This window comes from Arthrobacter sp. TJ-217, assembly GCF_058269255.1.
In genome coordinates this window covers 1-15,977 of the sequence record NZ_JBZCNJ010000010.1, presented here as the reverse complement: position 1 = coordinate 15,977, position 15,977 = coordinate 1, and the positions used below count along the sequence as shown (strand labels likewise).

The following is a 15,977-nucleotide window of genomic DNA, read 5'->3' as shown; positions in this document are numbered from 1 at the left end:
CAGTGCGCTGTCCCGGTTTCATAACCAACGCCACATGGAGCACCATCATGAATGTCGGGGACCCCAACGACGGAGCGACTACCCGGCTGGCTGAAAGACTGTTGGGAATGCGCGCCAACCGCGAGGTCATCGCGTCCGACCCCAACCACTCCGTTAAGTGGCACGAACATGGCTACCCCAGCCCCATCGCGCGGTGGAATTATCATCCTGAGTACGAAATTCACCTCATCCGTAAGGGCACTGGAAAGTTTATCGTCGGTGACCACGTCGGAACGTTTGAGGCCGGACACGTCTCGCTTGTCGGTTCAGGCCTGCCCCACGACTGGGTCAGCGATCTGGAACCGGGAGAGGTTCTGGAGAACCGGGACGTGGTCATCCAGTTTGACCGAAAGTGGGTCGAGCACACAGCTGCCCTCGTCCCCGAATTGGCCGAAGTCGAACCCCTGCTCGACCAGTCCGCCCGCGGTATCGAATTCCTAGGACACTCGGCCCGAAGTGCGGCACTTTCCATGGAAGCCATGGGCGCTTCCACAGGACTCCAGCGGCTCCAGCACCTCATCGAGCTTTTCTCTACTCTGACGCGCGCGCCACAGGAAGAACGGCGCTACCTAGCTGAAGAATGGTTCCGGCCCCAGCTCGACGGCCAGGCCGCGGCTGTGGTCGACATGGTCCTCGAATACGTCTTCAGCAACCACGCCGGAACCATCAAAATGTCCGACGCAGCAGCCCTGGTCGGAATGACAGAACCAACATTTTCGAAGTACTTTAAGCGCTCTACGGGTCAAAACTTCAGCGACTTGACTCGTAAACTGCGCCTCGCACACGCCCGTCGGCTCTTGGAGCGAAGCGACAAAGCCATCTCGGAAATCTGCTATGAAGTCGGCTTCTCAAACCTCTCAAACTTCAACCGGTATTTCCTCAATGACGCAGGAGAAACACCAAGGAATTACCGCCAGCGCGTCCGGAATAAGCTGTAGAAGGGCGGCCCGAATCCCCGATGGGTTTATGAGCCGTGAGATCGACTGTCAAGCGACGCGTTTGAGGTACATGACCGGGACTGTGTACGTGTGTCCGTGAAAGTACCGATGGCGGCCTCCCCATCGAGTCTCATCAATCGAACCTGCGTTCTACCCCCCTTGGACGTGTCCATGCGCTAGGCGGTGCGGACGGGATCAACCAGTTGGTACCTCAGGGCGTATTCACCGGCCGAGTGCGTGGCTCCAGCTCAGCGCGTCCCCGATGTGATCGTCGTTGAATCCGAGGCCGGCAGAGATAGCTGGAAACTTGGATTCCCTAGGCTGGGCCGCGGGCTCGACGCCGTGGGCCGCAGGAGCAAGGACAGGGGAGGACGGTGGCTGGCCGCGGTTCGTCGGGTTGGCTCGTGACGACCGATAACCGATGGCGGATCAGATGCAACAGTGCGCTTGGTCTGAATAGTTCGCTCCACCTGAAAAGAAGCGCTCGACCCTGTCAATATGGGGCGTGCCTGTCTGGGGAGGCTTCTGGTGGGAAGAAGTGGGGGTGTGGACAGTGTCCACACCCTAGGTTTCGGACTGAGCCGTACCGGTGCCGGACTGGGCCGGATTGCGGATTTTTTCGGGGGAGTGGCTGATTTCCAGGGGCTGGCGTCCGGTTCGAGTCCCACTTCGGGCACATGTTTCCCCTAGTCAGAGGCCTTTTTGCTCTCTGACTGTGGACAGCCGGTGCAATTCTGCGGTCCGGGTGCCGGTTCTGGTGGCCGTTTTCGAGTTTTCCTGGGGGCTGGGTGCCGCCTTTCTGTCGCGAAGCCCGGTTCGGGCGTTCGTACTACTTCATGGGGGAGCGGCGGGGTAGCTGCATGACTGTGGTGGGAATTCGTTGACCTGCTGATCCTCCTCGAGCAGCTCAGGCGAAGCAGCTACCGGGAGTCGAGACCCCTGAGCACCATCAAGACAAGCGCACGTAGGTTGCTGCGACGTCCGGTGTGGTCGCTGGCGGCCATGGGGACACAGAATGGGGCCGGGCGTCCCCATCGGAACGAGCAGGGATGCGCAAGGGAAATTGGAAACAAGCGCACCGGCCCGGTTTTCTAACTGTGAAGCTCGGCGTATATCGCCTCTACCGGTTCGGAGAGGCGGGCGTGGATGTCCCGGGTGATTTGGTCCGCGAGTATTTCATAACGGCCGTCGCGGATGCCGTCCAAAGCGATGCGCACAATGTCCGCGGGTTCATTCATGTCCCCGGGCAGGCCCTCGGTCATGGTCGTGCGGGTGAAGCCCATATACAGTCCGATGACGGTGGTGTTGGAGGGTGCGAGTTCGAGGCGGAGGGCGTTGGTCGCGGACCAGAGGGCTGCCTTCGATGCGGCGTAGGCCCCGCCCCGGTGGTACCAGGCGCCAACTGAAACGACGTTCAGCAGTGTTCCGCCACCGTTGGCGGCAAGGACCGGGGCGAATGAGCGTGCGACCCGTAGGGCGCCGAAGAAGTTCGTCTCGAACATGCTGTGGATGGCGTCGAAGTCGACGGACGTGATGGGCTCCAGTGAGGCGATGCCGGCACTGTTGATGACGATGGTCGTGTCTGCTGCCGTTGCCGTGGCTGCCTTGACGGACGCATCGCTGGTGATGTCCAGCTGCACTGGCACAACCTTCGGGTCATCCCCGCGAACGGGCGCGCGGGATGCCGCGTACACCCGGTCGGCCCCGCGGTCGAGGGCCTGCAGGACGAATTCGGTGCCCAGGCCTCCGCTCGCTCCGGTAACGAATACGACGTCACCGTCAAAGGACTGGTCCATAATGTGTTCCTCTCGTTGGCCGCTCCATTCAGGAGTTGCCGGATTAGGGTGTTTGGCTGGACGGCTGGGGCGGCTGTGCAGCCCCAGCCGTCCTCGTGTTGCGTCAATGGGTTTCGTCGATGGCCCGGTCGATCAGGTCGACTACCTTGGACGGACGGGACATCATCGGCACATGGGAGCTCTTGACCTCCACAGTGGTGGCGCCGGCCCGGTCTGCCATCACCCGTTGCGCCTCCGGGGGGATGATGTTGTCATTGCGGGCGACCATGTACCAGGAGGGAATTTCCTTCCAGGCGGGCGCGCCCGAGGGCGTGACGAGTGAGGCCAGGGCGCCGGGCCGCTGGCTGACGGCCATGAAGTCGGTGACCTGCTTGGGGAGATCCTGGGCGAACAGGCGGGCGAAGTGGGCAGGGTCGATGTAGGCGTCGGCGTCGCCTTCCTGGGCGCCGGGGAAGGGCCGGATCACCAGGTGGTTGGTAACTTCCGTCTGGCCGCCGCCAAGCGTGTTTGCGGCCTGTACCGTCTCCTTCCCGTCCAGTGCGTAGGCGGCAATGTAGACCAGGGCTTCGACGTTCGGATTCCCGGTGGCGGCGTTGGTTATCACCGCGCCGCCGTAGGAATGTCCGATGAGCACGACGGGCCCTTTGATGGTGGCCAGGTAGCTTTGCAGGTAGGCGCTGTCGTACTGGATCCCGCGCAGCGGATTGGAAACGGCGTGCACCGGGTATCCCGCGTCCAGGTAGCGGCCGGCTACTTCCGCCCATCCCGAGGAGTCGGCGAAGGCTCCATGAACGAAGACGAGGGTGGGTTTTTGTTCATCGTGGCCCGAGGTGGCGGGCAGGGAGGCGGCTGCGGGTGCGGCGATGACGGCCGCCGCGATGAGTGCGGCCAGGAGTGAGCGGAGGCTGAGCCACCGTTTGATGCGGTGGAGGACGGGTGTGATCATGGTGATCTTCCTTCTGAGCTGAATCCTGTGGGGGCGGGCCGGGTGGATCTGAGCGGGATGGGGACGGGGCGGCCGGGGGGCAGCCAGAGGACCTCCGTAGTCTTGTCGGGCCGTGTGTGAAGACGTTTGAGGGCGAGGCCGCGGCCTTCGCTGAAGTGGCTCCAGCCTTCGTAGTGGACCGGTATCGCCACCTGGGGGCGGATGAGTTTGAGTAGCCGGGCGGCGTCTCGGGCGTTCATGGTGTACCTGACCGGTCCGGTGACCCGGAACCGGACAGCGCCCAGGTGCAGCAGGGCGACGTCGATCTCGAACCGGCGCGCGACGTCCTTAAGGCCGCGGTAAAGGACGGAGTCCCCCGACATCCAGAGGGCGAGGGTGTCCTCCCCGGGGCGCTGGAGCGCGAAACCGAGGGTCTGGCCGACGATGGGCAGGCTAAGGGCGGGCCCATGACGGGCCGGGGTGGCAATGATGCGAAGCGGTGAGATCCCGGGCTTGCGCAGCGTCGTCTGCTCCCAGGGGCGAAGCCCATGGGTATTGGGCAATGACAACCGTTGTGCACCACGTCTGGTGGTCACTACCGTTAGCACGGACGGGAGCATCTGGCGTCCGCGGCCGTCCAGGTTGTCCGCGTGGTGATCGTGCGAGAGCAGAACCGCGTCGACCGGCTCGAGGTCAGCGGGCTGCAGTGCCGGGCGGCCGGTTTTTACCGATGACGTGCCAAGTCCGAAGCGGTACCGGCGGCCTGGACCATCAAAGGTCGGATCGGTGAGGATCCTCCACCCATCCAGTTCGATCAGGACCGTCGGCCCACCGATGTGGGTGATCCGGAGCTGCTCCACACTCCCAGGACCTGACTATTGGTGGTGCTGGGTGTCACGGGCGGCCGCATGCTGCAGTGACCAGGTGAGGGCGTAGTCCGCGACTTCTTCCCATCCGTCCTGGCTCACGATGCGGTGGGTGCGTCCCGGGAACTCGACGCGTTCGACGACCGACGGTCCTTTCGCGTACTTCTTGAGCACCGCTTTTTGGATCGCCGGCGGGGCAACGTGATCGATGCCGCCGGAGATGAGCAGGAGCGGAGCCCGGTCCGGCTTGAGGAAGTCGACTTTGGTGATTCCGGTCTTTTGCTTTGGGAGGGAGAGCACGCCTTCGAAGAAGACCCGGTTCACGGAGTTGATGGCGCTTGATTCCCATTCCCTGTCGGATTCGGGTCGGCTGAGGTCGTTTCCGAAGGTGTAGTGGAAGTGGCGTTTGGTGAACCGGTTGGCCTTGTTGATCCGGAACGGATTCGACAGGATCGGCAGGCCGGTTCGCAGCGTTGAGAACGGCAAGGCGAGCACCCCTGCGGGCTGTCCGGGTTCGACTCCGACCCCGGCGATCCCAAGTCCGCGGTCAAGGAGCATCTGCACGAAGATTCCGCCGAAGGAGTGGCCCATGATGACCGGCTGCTCGGGCATAGCCCGGATGATCCGGTCATAATGGTCGACGATCTCTTTGATGCCGACGCCCTCAAGGGCACTGGGGTCGTAGCGGACGCTGTCCGGGGACCGGTCATCGACACCCGGCCAGCCCGGCACGATAACCTCATGGCCGAGACCGCGGAATCTTGTGGCCCAGGTGTCCCAGCTGGACGGGGTCATCCACAGCCCATGGACCAGGACGATCGGTGGTTTGGGTTCAGTCGGCAGATTCATTTGCGGGTGCCTTTCTCTGCGGGCTCAAGAACGGATGAAGTCGAGGAGGTCACGAGAGAGGCGTTCCTTCTCGGTGTCGGGCAGCGCATGGCCGGCATTGTCATAGACCTTCAAGTCGGCGCCGGAGATGAGCTTCGCGGAGCGCTGGCCGCCGACCTCGAACGGAACGATCTGGTCGTCGTCGCCGTGAATAACGAGGGTGGGCACGTCGATCCTGGCCAGGTCCTCGCGGAAATCGGTTGCCGAGAAGGCGGCGATGCATTCATAGGCCGCGCGGTGGCCCGAGGCCATTCCCTGCAGCCAAAAAGCGTCCCGGACGCCCTGCGGGACATCGCCGCGCCGGTTGTGCCCGAAGAACGGTCCGTCGGCCAAGTCCCGGTACAACTGGGAGCGGGACGCGCGTTCCCCTGCCCGGATATTGTCGAACACCGCCACCGGCAGGCCTTCGGGATTGTCATCGGTCCGCAGCATGAGCGGAGGAACCGCTGACACGAGCACGAGCTTCGCGACCCGTGCCGGGCCGTGCCGGCCCACATAGTGGGCGACCTCCCCTCCACCGGTGGAGTGGCCCACGAGAGTGACGCCGTTGAGGTCGAGCGTGTCCAGCACCACGGCAAGGTCGTCGGCGTAGGTGTCCATTTCATTGCCGGCCCAGGTCTGCGTGGAGCGGCCGTGCCCGCGGCGGTCATGGGCCATGACGCGGCATCCGTTTTCGGCGAGGAAGAGGGCCTGGCTGTCCCAGGCATCGGCATTCAGCGGCCAGCCGTGGCTGAGCAGGACGGGTGTTCCATCGGCCGGTCCCCAGTCCTTGTAGAAGATCTGCGTTCCATCTTCGGTGGTCACGTAGCTCATGGAGAAGTTTCCTTCGGTTCGGCGCCAGCAGGGTTCCTTCCGAAGATCCCACGGCGAGGGACCAGCCCGCATCGCGTGCGGTGCACAGTCCGAAGGCGCACGTCGCGCTGTGGGGCTACAAGCTTGGGCTGGTCAGCTGCCCAGTCACTGCGCGGCACCCTACGCGATTGTGGCAGGAGCACTACGAACCCATCCAGGCCCAAAGTGGTGGCGGTGTCCTTTGAGGCCGCGGCGGTCCGCAACCCGGCGGCGCACCTCAGTCGAGGTTGATCTTGTGAAGCTGCCTCCGCGAAGTCACCCCGAGCTTTCGGAACACCTTCCGCAGGTGGTAGTCCACGGTGTGGGAGCTCAGGAAGAGTTCGGCCGCGATGTCGGCGTTGGTGTTGCCCGCTGCAGCAAGTCTGGCAACGGACAGCTCCTGCGGCGTAAGTGTCGCAGCGAGGGTCTGTTTGTTGTGCCCGAGTGTTTCTCCGAGCGCGGCAAGTTCCCGCCGCGCCCGTGCCGACCAACCCGGCGCGCCAAGCCGTTGGAATATCTCAAACGCATTGAATAGGTGAGCGGCGGCTTCGGTCCGTCGGCGCCGGCGGCGAAGCCATTCCCCGTATAGCAGGTGTGTGCGCGCGGCATCCATCTCCAGAGCGGGCCCGGTGAGCAATTCTAGGGCGCGTTCGAAGTGCGGGGCGGGTGTGTCGTCGTCGAGATGGGTCATGCTTCGTTCTTCAAGCCCTTCCGCCCACTTACTCCTGGAGTGGTGGCTCGCCTCTCGCAAGCGTACAAGGAGGTTGTTCGCCGATTGGTGATCGCCGGCCCGTGCCGCACATTCAATAAGGTCAGGCAGGTACAAGGCTCCGGTGAAGAACGGGTCATCATTCCTGACTTGGCGGCCGGCGTTCCACGCTTCGACGTAGCGGCTTTCCGCTGCTCGGAGCAGAAGGGTCCCGATGAGGCGGGAGGCACCGCTTAAGCCGTATCCGAAAGCTCTTGCCTCGGCGGAGACCTCGTCCTCCCTGGTAATTGATTCATCGCCGAGCCATCCTCGGAGTACCGGCAGGGACGTGACCATGTCGGCCCACACCTTTGGGAGTCCCATGAAAGAGATGATCTCCGCCGCACTGTTGAGACGCTCGCTGCCCTCGCGGATCCTGCCTTGCTGCATATTGAGGTACGCGCCGAGGAGAAGGATGCGGCAAAGCACCAGGGTGGCGCCGAGGTTCCGTGCAGCGTGTTCCGCACGCTGAAGAACCGCTTCGCTTGATTCCGGGTCTCTAAGAAGGCACGCGGCATATGCAACGCAAATGAAGGACTGCAGGATGTCCTCGTCGGCAATTCCAGGTGCTGTTGCCTGATCGATTGTTGCGCGGACGAGGGAGGCCGCCGCCGCAGGTCCGTCAAGGACGAGGGTGCTCAAAGCGATGAGGGCCTGAGTGGGCAGATCGGTACCCGGGGCCGATTCGCAGATTCGACGCGCTTCCTCGGCAACCTCGCGGGAGGACGTCCCATGTACCATCTCGTCGGCCTGAACGAGTGCCCAGTAAGCGCTGGCAATGGCCTGCTTGGCCCGCGCCGGGGCGGTGGAACGGAAGAGCCGGGCCGCAACCAACAGTCGTTGAGGGCGATGCGCATAGATAGGACCTGGCATGGGCGCAAGAGTGTCCAGATCGCACCTGGCCATGAAGAGCCGCCCTCGAGCCAAATCGTCGAGTCCCTCGGGCTTCAAAGCCCTCAGCAGGGCGCCTGCCTGCGAAGGTGCGCCAGCCGCGATTGCCGATTCCGCGGCAGCCAGGAGGCGCAGGTTCTTGACTGTTTGGGCGGAAGTGAGGGCTGCTGAACGAACGAGCAGGTTCGTTCGAGTCATATAGCCGCCGCGCTTCGTTGCCATATCCGCTGCTTCCTCAAGCGCGTCAGCAACCTCATCATCCGGTCCGATGGTGGCCGCCGCCCGGTGCGTCACCCACCTGTAGGTATCACCCCTCCGCTCGGCTGCATGCGCAAGGTGCAGGTGCATAGCTCGGATGTCATGACTGGGCGAACCGTTGTATATGGCTGAACGCACGAGCGGATGACGGAACGTCACGGTCGAATCGACACGAACCAGACCGGCCAGTTCTGCTGCACGTGAAGCATTGTCCCGCAGACCCAAGGCATCACTGGCAGCTGTGATCGCCTCAAGGTTGCCCTCTGGCTCGGTGGCTGCTGCCAGAAGCCACATCTGTGTCTCCTGCGGCAGCTGGCGGCCCTGCCTGAGGTAATGCGCCTCCAGGTGCTTCCCCAGCGGTACCGGCTCGGGAAGAAGTTCTTCACCGCGGAGCTGTCGTCCCGTGAGGTCCGTAAGCAAATCCACCAGGGCGAGTGGGTTGCCCCCTGTCGCTTCGACGATCTGGTCAGCGACACGCGGGTCCAGCGCCTGTGAGGATGAGGTTTCGAGCAGCGTCAAGGCGTCGGCGCGGTTCAGTCCCGCGAGGGTTCGTGCAGGGAGGTCGTACAAAGGAGTTGGCTCCGCGTCATTGCTCCGGACGGCAAACAACACGACGAGCCGTTCGGCCAGGATGCGCCGCGCTACGAAGGCAAAAGCATCCAGTGAATCGCGATCCACCCACTGCGCATCGTCGATGAAGCATACGAAGGGGGCTTCGTCCGAGACCCGCGCAAGGAGACTTAACAACCCGAGGCCGACCAAGGACTTGGGGGCTGGAGGACCGCTTGCCAGCCCGCACGCCACAAGGAGCGCTGAGCACTGGGCTTCGGTGAGGTCATCAAGGGCCGCGCGGTGGGCCAGAATCATTCTCTGGAGTGCAGCATAGGGAAGGTCGGCTTCTGCTTCGACCCCGGCTATCAGCTTCATCGGGAGCTGCGGATGCTCAGCCAGGACTGAGGATATGAGGAAGGTTTTGCCGACACCGGCGTCTCCACGTACGACCCCGGCTGCTCCGTGTCCTTCAGCCGCTGCCCTGAGAAGACCAGTGAGCCAGGCTTTGTCGTCGGATCGTCCAACAAGGTTGACCGGCGGCTCCAGCCTGTCCATCAAGCTCCAATTCCACGGCGAGGAGATTGTCGTTTGAGAGAAGGATAGCCAGTGTCACCGGTTCGGGAGGGAAAGTTACTGCGACATTTCTGAGGCCCGAAGGGACGCCGCAGCCCTCGGAATACGGGCGCGCAGCGCATATCAAGAGACCTTCTGCCATATAGTTCAGCGGCGGCTCGGGCAAACTAACAGCATGAGAATTCGAGAGCGAAGCAAACTGGGAACGTAGGTGCCCAAGATATTCCGCGGCCTCGACGCGGTGCGCCGCCCGCAGGAGCATGAAACGACGGAGGACGGGGCGCTGACATAGGCGCGTCGACCTTTGGCTGGTGACGACCGATGGCCGATGGCGGATCGTAGGCGAATGCGTTTGGTCCGATCAGTTCGCTTTGTCCTGCGAAGAAGCGCCACACCCAGTCCATGCGGGTGCGGCTGTCCGGAGAGGCCTCCGGTGGGGAGAAGCGGGGGTATGGACAGTGTCCACACTCTGGGTCATGGACTGGGCCGTACCGGTGCCGGACTGGGCCGGATGGGGGATGTTCTCGGGGGAGTGGCGGATTTCCAGGGCATGGAGTCCGGTTCGAGTCCCGCTTCGGGCACAAGTTTTCCCACGTCAGCGGCTGTTGTGCCCTCTGACTGTGGACAATCCGGCGCAATGTGCGGTCCGGGTGCCTGATCTGGTGGTTGGGTTGGAGTTTTCCGGGGGTGGGGTGCCTCCTTGTTCTCGCGAAGCCCGGTTTGGGCTTACTTACTACTTCATGGGGGAGGGGCGGGGTAGGTACATGACTAAGGCGACGGTTTCTTGACCTGGTGATCCTCGTCGAGCAGCTCAGCCGAGGCGGCCACGCAAGGTTGGCCACTTAGGAGCACCATCACCACGAGCAGACTTAGGTTGCGGCGACATCCGTCTGCTCGGTGGCGGCTACAGAGACACCGAAAGCGGACGCGTGGGAATCGGGTGCCGACCCTCAGGCCCCGTCATATGACCATAAGTCTCATCGAGTTCCGGCTGATCAGGAGTCAGGCAAACTGGGGGCAGTTTCATGTCCATGGACCGTGGAACCGGGGGGGGGGGTGACGGTACGGACCTCCTTAGATCTGTGACGGGCAGGCAGCGGAATGGTTGCAGCAGGTGCCGATCCCTGCGGAGTACCGGCGCTTTTCACGCCCCTGGGAGCATTCCGCGGGCCAGTCATTCCTGCTGAACGCAAACCGGCGCTCTTATGATGTACGAACGCACGCACCGCAGGGAGCTTATGTGACCCTGATTGCTGATCCGCCGGGCCGCGGACTCTATGAATCGCGCGGCTTCGTTGACGTCGCGCCCGGCCGCACCGGGATGGACTTAGTCCTCTAGGTTCGCTGGTCGAGGCGCGACCCCGCCACTTTTTCCGGCGCTGACGACGGGGCCCAGGTGGCGCTCCGCCGAAGTTCGGGCCCAGGGACGTAGCGGGGTTCCTGCCTGTCCCGCGGACGGCAGGTGCCGGCCCATGGAATGCCGCGGTGATCAGGGGTGTCTCCATCCTTCTGCGGGAACTTCCCGGCCCCACCGCATCGAGGTCCGGTGAATCACGTTCTCTGGTCACCGCCGGCAGGGCGCCGATAGTGTTCTGGTGCATGGTCCGGGGGAATACGGGCCGTTGCGGCGACGGTGCTCCTGCTGCTGCGCCGGTTTTTGAGATGTAGAGGGGACGGTATGTCACCTGCCCGTGGATCCTTGGGCCTGCGGGTCCCTGAGCGCCGGGTCGATCCCCGGGCCCTCCTTTATTGGGGCTTGAGCGCCTTGTTGCGCTGGGGCGGGGCGTGGCTGGCGGTGCGCTGGGTCCAGGAGGCCCTGCCCGGCTGGCTTGCCGGTGTTCCCAGGCTCCTGCCCCGGGTTCCGGATGTCCTGGTGTGGTTGGACCGGCTGGGTCTGGTCCTGCTGGTGATCGGTGCGGTGATGGTGTTCCTGGCCCCACCTGTCCGGTACCAGATCCACCGGTGGGAGATTGGTACGGAGGCGATGTATGTGCGCGACGGATTGCTTCGCATTTCCTGGCAGCTCGCGCCAACCGACCGGATTCAGGCCGTACATCTGCGCCGCAACCTTCTGGAGCTGATGCTTGGGTTGTCCTCGGTCATTGTCTCCACCGCCTCCTCCTACGGCCCGCTGGTGATGGTAGGCCTGGACCGGGAGCTCGCCGCCGGGGTCGCGGACGAGCTCGAGCGCGCGGCGGAGCAGGCCCTGGGGGAAGCGACGTGAGCGGGGCAGTAATTCCGTGGCGGCGCATCGACCCGCGGTCGATCGTGGCCGGCTCAGTGCCGCAGGTGGCTTGGACATGGTTGAGTGTGATGCTGCTTCGATCCTCCGTGCCCTTCGAGGAGTGGTTCGTCCGCGAGTACCTCTACCCGGCGGGCGCCGTGATCAGCGTTGCCGTGGTGCTGCACCACGTGGTTCGGTGGGTCACCACCTTCTACGCCGTCCAGGAGCAGACGCTGCGGCTGAGGAGCGGCTGGTTGCTGCGGCGCCGCACTGCCGTGGACCGGCGGCGGGTTCGCAGCGTGATGCTGCGCAGCGGGGCGCTGGCCCGCCCGCTGGGACTGACCCAGATTTCCCTCGGAACGGGGGAGACGGGCCGGGACGCCTCGATGGTGTTCGCCTGGCTGCCCACGACGGTGGCCCACGGGCTGCGCGCCGAGCTGCTCGAGCACGTCCGGCCCGTGATGGCCGGGTCAGGCATGCTGGCCCGCGGCCGTGCCCGCTGGGCGCTGTGGGCTCCCTTCACGGCGTTGTCGTTGAGTATCTGGGCCGGGACCTACGCCTTGCTCTATCAGCTGTTCGTGGGGTGGTTCGGGTGGGTGCGCACCCTGCGGTGGGCGCTCACCGAGCAGGTGGATCTGGTGGCCGCCGCGCGCGTTCTGGTGTTGGTGCCGGTTGTGGTGGCCGTCCTGGGGGCGGTGCTGGTGTACTTCGAGTATTGGTGGCGGTTCGGGCTGGAGCGCACCCCCCGCGGCACCCTGGAGGTCCGCCACGGGCTGATCGTGCGCCGGTCGCTGAGCCTGCAGGAGTCTCGGCTGCGGGGGGTCGAGTTCGTGCAGCCGCTGGTGCCGCGGTTGTTGCACCGGGCGCGGCTGCTGGCTGTCAGTACCGGCACGGGCGCGCAGGAGACCCTTGCACGGCGCCTGCCGGCGGCCCGCCGCCGAACCCTGCTACCACTGGCCCCGGCGGACCACGTGGCCCGGGCGGCCTCCGCCGTCCTGGGCCGTGAGGTCGATCTCACGGACCTGACCGGGCACCCCGTGCAGGCCCGGTATAAGCGCTACCGGTGGGCGGGCTTCTACACAGGCCTGTTACTGCTCACCATCTGGGTGTTCTTTCCGGATCCGGTGCAGGCGAGACCGGGAACGTTCGCGCTGGCGGGCCTGCTGGTCCTGGCCCTCACGCTGGTTGTTGCGGATGATAATTACCGTGCGCTCGGTCACGGGCTGAAGCCTGATTTGTTGTTGCTGCGTTGCGGCACTGTGCGGCGGGCCACCTCGGTGATCCAGCGGCGGACAGTGATCGGCTGGGTGTTCCGGCAGTCGTGGTTCCAGTACCGCCTGGGACTTGTCACTGCGGTCGCCACCACCGCCGCAGGCCCGGGGTCCTACTGGCTGCACGATTCAGGGTGCACCGGTGCGGTGATGCTAGCGCGGGAGATCACACCGGGGCTGATCGACGCCCACCTCGCCGTGGGGAAGCACCCGAACCGTGCCGCGACGCAAGCTTCGGACCGGCCGTGGCACGGTGACTGAGCTCGGCGAACCCTGATGGAAACCCCCGGCAGGCGTCCTGCCGAAAGGGCATCCCTGCGGGCCGGACTGTGGGTGGTTGGCGTGCCTCCGGCGGGAGACGGGTGGAAGCGGAGGCGTTCTTCACCGTGGCAGGTCGGGGGACCGGGAGCACGTCGAGGGCTGTCTTTTCATCGGCCGGGCAGCCGCCGGGGCCCGGGCAAGGCCAGGCGCCGGACGCGGTCAGCGATACGGCCTGCGCCCGCAGGTTGGGGGTTGGACGACCAGGGGTGCCATTTTCCGCAAGGGTGCAGATAATGAGTTCATGGCGTCGAATCCATCCGGGCCGCGCAGGAGTAATCGCACACCGGCCGGGGGACCGGTGAGGAAGAGACGCGGCAGAAACGCCCTCATGATTATCGCGGGCGTCCTGCTCAGCGCGGTCCTTGCAGCCATCAACGGCCTCCAGCTTGCCTCCCTCGCGCGAGCCACCGGAGGCCTAGCCATGCCGGATACGTTGCTCACGGGCTATGACGCCGATTACATAGCCCGCGTGCAAGGACGCATGAACGATGAATTGTATGAGCGTTACGGCGCATCGCATTACCTGTGGGACGTGCTCTTTGCTGTGGTTTTTGCAGCCACCTTGATACTCCTCATCTCCCGCATCACCCGCGGCAGAAAGATCACATGGCTGCTGCTGTCCGTCCCGGTGATCTATGTTGTCGTTGACATCACGGAGAACCTGATCCTTGAGGCAGCGTTCGCCGCGGAGGTGCTTGATCCTGGTGTGGTTGCCGCGGCCTCTACTTTTACGGTCCTGAAGTTCCTCTTTTTCGCGGCGAGCCTTGCCGCTGGCCTGACCGCACTGCTGACCCGCCCGCGGCAAGCCGGGCCGACGGGCCATTGACGACGCCAGCCGATGCCCGGGCAACCGCCACGTCAATCGGTCCGCGCCGGGTCCGCGGCGACGGGTCCAGGTCGGCGGTGAGCGGCTGGCGCGCGCCTGATGGAGTTGCGGGCCAGGTGTACCGCAGCCCGAGTTCTCACAGAGGCCGGGGTTAGCTTACTTGCGTAGACTTTTATTCGAAGTTCATTCTCAGCCCAACTTACAAACTCTGTTGCCAAAAGCGCTTTCAGCCCGGTCAATCCACCTCGGAACCGGGTACCGGGAAGTGTTCGAATGCGCAGCCGGGCCGCCGATATCATCAGCCGCCTGCGCACGGCATGGACAGGCCCAGTTCGGGGCGCGCAGGATCCACCACGGTCCCTGCCGGGAACGCGTCTCAGTCATGGGACGGCGGTGTGCCCCGCTTCTGGCCCGTCGGAGATGGGGGAGGTGCCACATGATCAATTCCCACAACTGGGGCGTTACTGGTGCCGCCGCGCGGGAACGACGAGATGATTGACGATCAGCAGGCAAGCGGCGGCGACTGGAATGGCGACGAGCGCCCCGGGCAACCCAAGGAGTGATCCACCTGCCGTTGCGGCGATGAGGACGAGGGCCCCTGGCACCTTGACGGCTTTACTCATGACGCGGGGAGTGAAGACATACGCCTCGACCTGCATGTAGATGAGCATCCCAACCAGCACTGTGATCCCTGCCGGAAGCGAGGTCAGGAGTGCGAGGACCGTCATAAAGATCGTCGTCAGGATGGTCCCCAGGAGAGGGATGAGCGTGATGAAGAATGCGGCGACGGATATAAGGAACGCGTAATCCACCCCTGTGACATTCAAGAGGATGAAGCTGTAGACGGCGTTCATGAAGGCCAGGATAACCATGCCGCTGAAATATTTTCCGACCGAGTCTGCAATTTTTTCGGTGAGGTAGATTCCGCGGTGTCGCCCTGACGCGGGCAGCAGTGCGTAAAAGCCCTTCTTGATCCCCGGCAGCCCGGCAAGAAAGTAAAGGGTCAAGATTGTGACGAGGATGCCCGAGGAGACGAAACCGGCAATGCTCGCGCCGAGGCCCAGGAGTCCGCCGGCAACTCCCCTCAGCACCTCTGGCCTTGTGAGCATGTCGCTCAGAGCAGTGATGGAGTTCTGGGCTGCACTGCCGGAAAGCTCGTTGACCCGCTGGAACCACCCCTGCGACCGCAGGGTTTCCACTGTGTCCGGCAGGGACCTGATGAAGGTCCGTGCCTGCTCGAGGGCAAATGGTCCGGCGATGAGAAGGATCCCGGCGACAACAAGCACCGTCGTCAGAGCGATCAGGGCAACGGCACGTCCGCGGGTCAGTCCGGCCCTACGGAGGAATTGCACCAGTGGGTTGAGTCCGAGAGCCAGGAACAACGCGGCACCCACTGAGAACACGACAGAGCGTAAAGAGGCAAGCGCCATGGCCAGCAAGAGGGCCGTCAGGATCCCCAGCGTCACCCGGAAGCCGATGCCGAACAGCGAGTGCGCACGCATTTTCCGGAGTCCCTCGGGGCCCGCTGTTTCATCAGGGTGAGTTGTCATCGTGGCCCCGCCTTACCTTGCACTTGTCAGAATCTTCACACCAGCCCCTGGGCGCTGTCTCAGGGCGCTTGGGTGTTGGCCCCGGGAGGCCCAGTCAGTACCGGTGCTGTTCGACGACCCGTCATGGGTTCAGTGCAGTAATTTAAGCCCAATGCCGGCGGCCATGTCGACCGCTGCAGCGACCCCGCGGACCGGGCGGAACCGAGTCACCCAAGTCCCCCGGTAAGGCGGTCGTGCTGACGTCCGACGGCACCGCCGTTCGGGCAAATATTCGGCTGCGGCCCCGATGTATTACGCGCGCTGATTGCCGTACGTCTGGTGGCAGGCGCCGAAGCCGTGATCGTGTCGTCCGCTGGGTCGGTGGATTGTTTTCCGTGGGTCAGAGGAAGGGTCGCAGAGGCCTGAGAACCGTTTCGGCGAACCAGGCTGCGGGGTGGCGTTGTTTCCACAGTTGGGAGGACAATTCCAGGCAGTTCGCGC

At 64.2% G+C, this 15,977-nt stretch carries 11 protein-coding genes; 4 read left to right on the top strand and 7 right to left on the bottom strand.

All coding sequences use genetic code 11. The annotated features are described in order from the left end of the window. Positions 1 to 47 precede the first annotated feature (47 nt). Positions 48 to 977: an AraC family transcriptional regulator gene (locus AC4D2R_RS16125; protein WP_490941128.1), complete on the top strand. Its 930-nt coding sequence runs from the start codon at positions 48 to 50 to the stop codon at positions 975 to 977. Between the two features lie 1,091 nt (positions 978 to 2,068). Here the strand turns inward: AC4D2R_RS16125 and AC4D2R_RS16120 are convergent. The 6 genes from AC4D2R_RS16120 to AC4D2R_RS16095 all read right to left on the bottom strand — a co-directional run bounded on the left by AC4D2R_RS16120 (position 2,069) and on the right by AC4D2R_RS16095 (position 9,287). Then, positions 2,069 to 2,773: an SDR family oxidoreductase gene (locus tag AC4D2R_RS16120; protein WP_490941127.1), complete on the bottom strand. Its 705-nt coding sequence runs from the start codon at positions 2,771 to 2,773 to the stop codon at positions 2,069 to 2,071. Between the two features lie 103 nt (positions 2,774 to 2,876). Beyond that, complete coding sequence (locus tag AC4D2R_RS16115; protein ID WP_490941126.1) at positions 2,877 to 3,719, bottom strand: alpha/beta fold hydrolase; 843 nt, start codon at positions 3,717 to 3,719, stop codon at positions 2,877 to 2,879. Next, complete coding sequence (locus tag AC4D2R_RS16110) at positions 3,716 to 4,558, bottom strand: MBL fold metallo-hydrolase (RefSeq protein ID WP_490941125.1); 843 nt, start codon at positions 4,556 to 4,558, stop codon at positions 3,716 to 3,718. The genes AC4D2R_RS16115 and AC4D2R_RS16110 overlap by 4 nt, the downstream gene beginning before the upstream one ends. Positions 4,559 to 4,573: 15 nt before the next feature. Further along, entirely contained in the window at positions 4,574 to 5,413 is an 840-nt protein-coding gene (locus AC4D2R_RS16105) for an alpha/beta hydrolase (protein ID WP_490941124.1), read from the bottom strand. Between the two features lie 24 nt (positions 5,414 to 5,437). Beyond that, complete coding sequence (locus tag AC4D2R_RS16100) at positions 5,438 to 6,265, bottom strand: alpha/beta fold hydrolase (RefSeq protein WP_490941123.1); 828 nt, start codon at positions 6,263 to 6,265, stop codon at positions 5,438 to 5,440. A gap of 256 nt (positions 6,266 to 6,521) precedes the next feature. After that, positions 6,522 to 9,287 carry a helix-turn-helix transcriptional regulator gene (locus AC4D2R_RS16095; RefSeq protein WP_490941122.1) on the bottom strand — a complete coding sequence of 922 codons (2,766 nt, stop codon included), beginning with the start codon at positions 9,285 to 9,287 and terminating at the stop codon, positions 6,522 to 6,524. 1,774 nt (positions 9,288 to 11,061) lie between these two features. Between AC4D2R_RS16095 and AC4D2R_RS16090 the strand changes: the two genes are divergently transcribed. From AC4D2R_RS16090 to AC4D2R_RS16080, 3 genes are all read left to right on the top strand, one after another. Next, positions 11,062 to 11,529 carry a PH domain-containing protein gene (locus AC4D2R_RS16090; RefSeq protein ID WP_490941121.1) on the top strand — a complete coding sequence of 156 codons (468 nt, stop codon included), beginning with the start codon at positions 11,062 to 11,064 and terminating at the stop codon, positions 11,527 to 11,529. Next, positions 11,526 to 13,061 (top strand): PH domain-containing protein, encoded by a 1,536-nt coding sequence (locus tag AC4D2R_RS16085; RefSeq protein WP_490941120.1) that lies wholly within the window; start codon positions 11,526 to 11,528, stop codon positions 13,059 to 13,061. Before AC4D2R_RS16090 ends, AC4D2R_RS16085 begins: the two co-directional genes overlap by 4 nt. Before the next feature lie 388 nt (positions 13,062 to 13,449). Beyond that, entirely contained in the window at positions 13,450 to 13,947 is a 498-nt protein-coding gene (locus tag AC4D2R_RS16080) for a hypothetical protein (protein WP_490941119.1), read from the top strand. Positions 13,948 to 14,408: 461 nt separating this feature from the next. Here the strand turns inward: AC4D2R_RS16080 and AC4D2R_RS16075 are convergent, their stop codons facing one another. Further along, positions 14,409 to 15,497: an AI-2E family transporter gene (locus AC4D2R_RS16075; RefSeq protein ID WP_490941118.1), complete on the bottom strand. Its 1,089-nt coding sequence runs from the start codon at positions 15,495 to 15,497 to the stop codon at positions 14,409 to 14,411. Between the last annotated feature and the right edge of the window lie 480 nt (positions 15,498 to 15,977).

Bases quoted from the DNA above. Each gene is read 5' to 3' on its own strand.
- AC4D2R_RS16125 (WP_490941128.1), top strand. From the start codon at position 48: ATGAATGTCGGGGACCCCAACGACGGAGCGACTACCCGGCTGGCTGAA.
- AC4D2R_RS16120 (WP_490941127.1), bottom strand. From the start codon at position 2,773: ATGGACCAGTCCTTTGACGGTGACGTCGTATTCGTTACCGGAGCGAGC.
- AC4D2R_RS16115 (WP_490941126.1), bottom strand. From the start codon at position 3,719: ATGATCACACCCGTCCTCCACCGCATCAAACGGTGGCTCAGCCTCCGC.
- AC4D2R_RS16105 (WP_490941124.1), bottom strand. From the start codon at position 5,413: ATGAATCTGCCGACTGAACCCAAACCACCGATCGTCCTGGTCCATGGG.
- AC4D2R_RS16100 (WP_490941123.1), bottom strand. From the start codon at position 6,265: ATGAGCTACGTGACCACCGAAGATGGAACGCAGATCTTCTACAAGGAC.
- AC4D2R_RS16095 (WP_490941122.1), bottom strand. From the start codon at position 9,287: ATGGACAGGCTGGAGCCGCCGGTCAACCTTGTTGGACGATCCGACGAC.
- AC4D2R_RS16080 (WP_490941119.1), top strand. From the start codon at position 13,450: ATGATTATCGCGGGCGTCCTGCTCAGCGCGGTCCTTGCAGCCATCAAC.
- AC4D2R_RS16075 (WP_490941118.1), bottom strand. From the start codon at position 15,497: ATGACAACTCACCCTGATGAAACAGCGGGCCCCGAGGGACTCCGGAAA.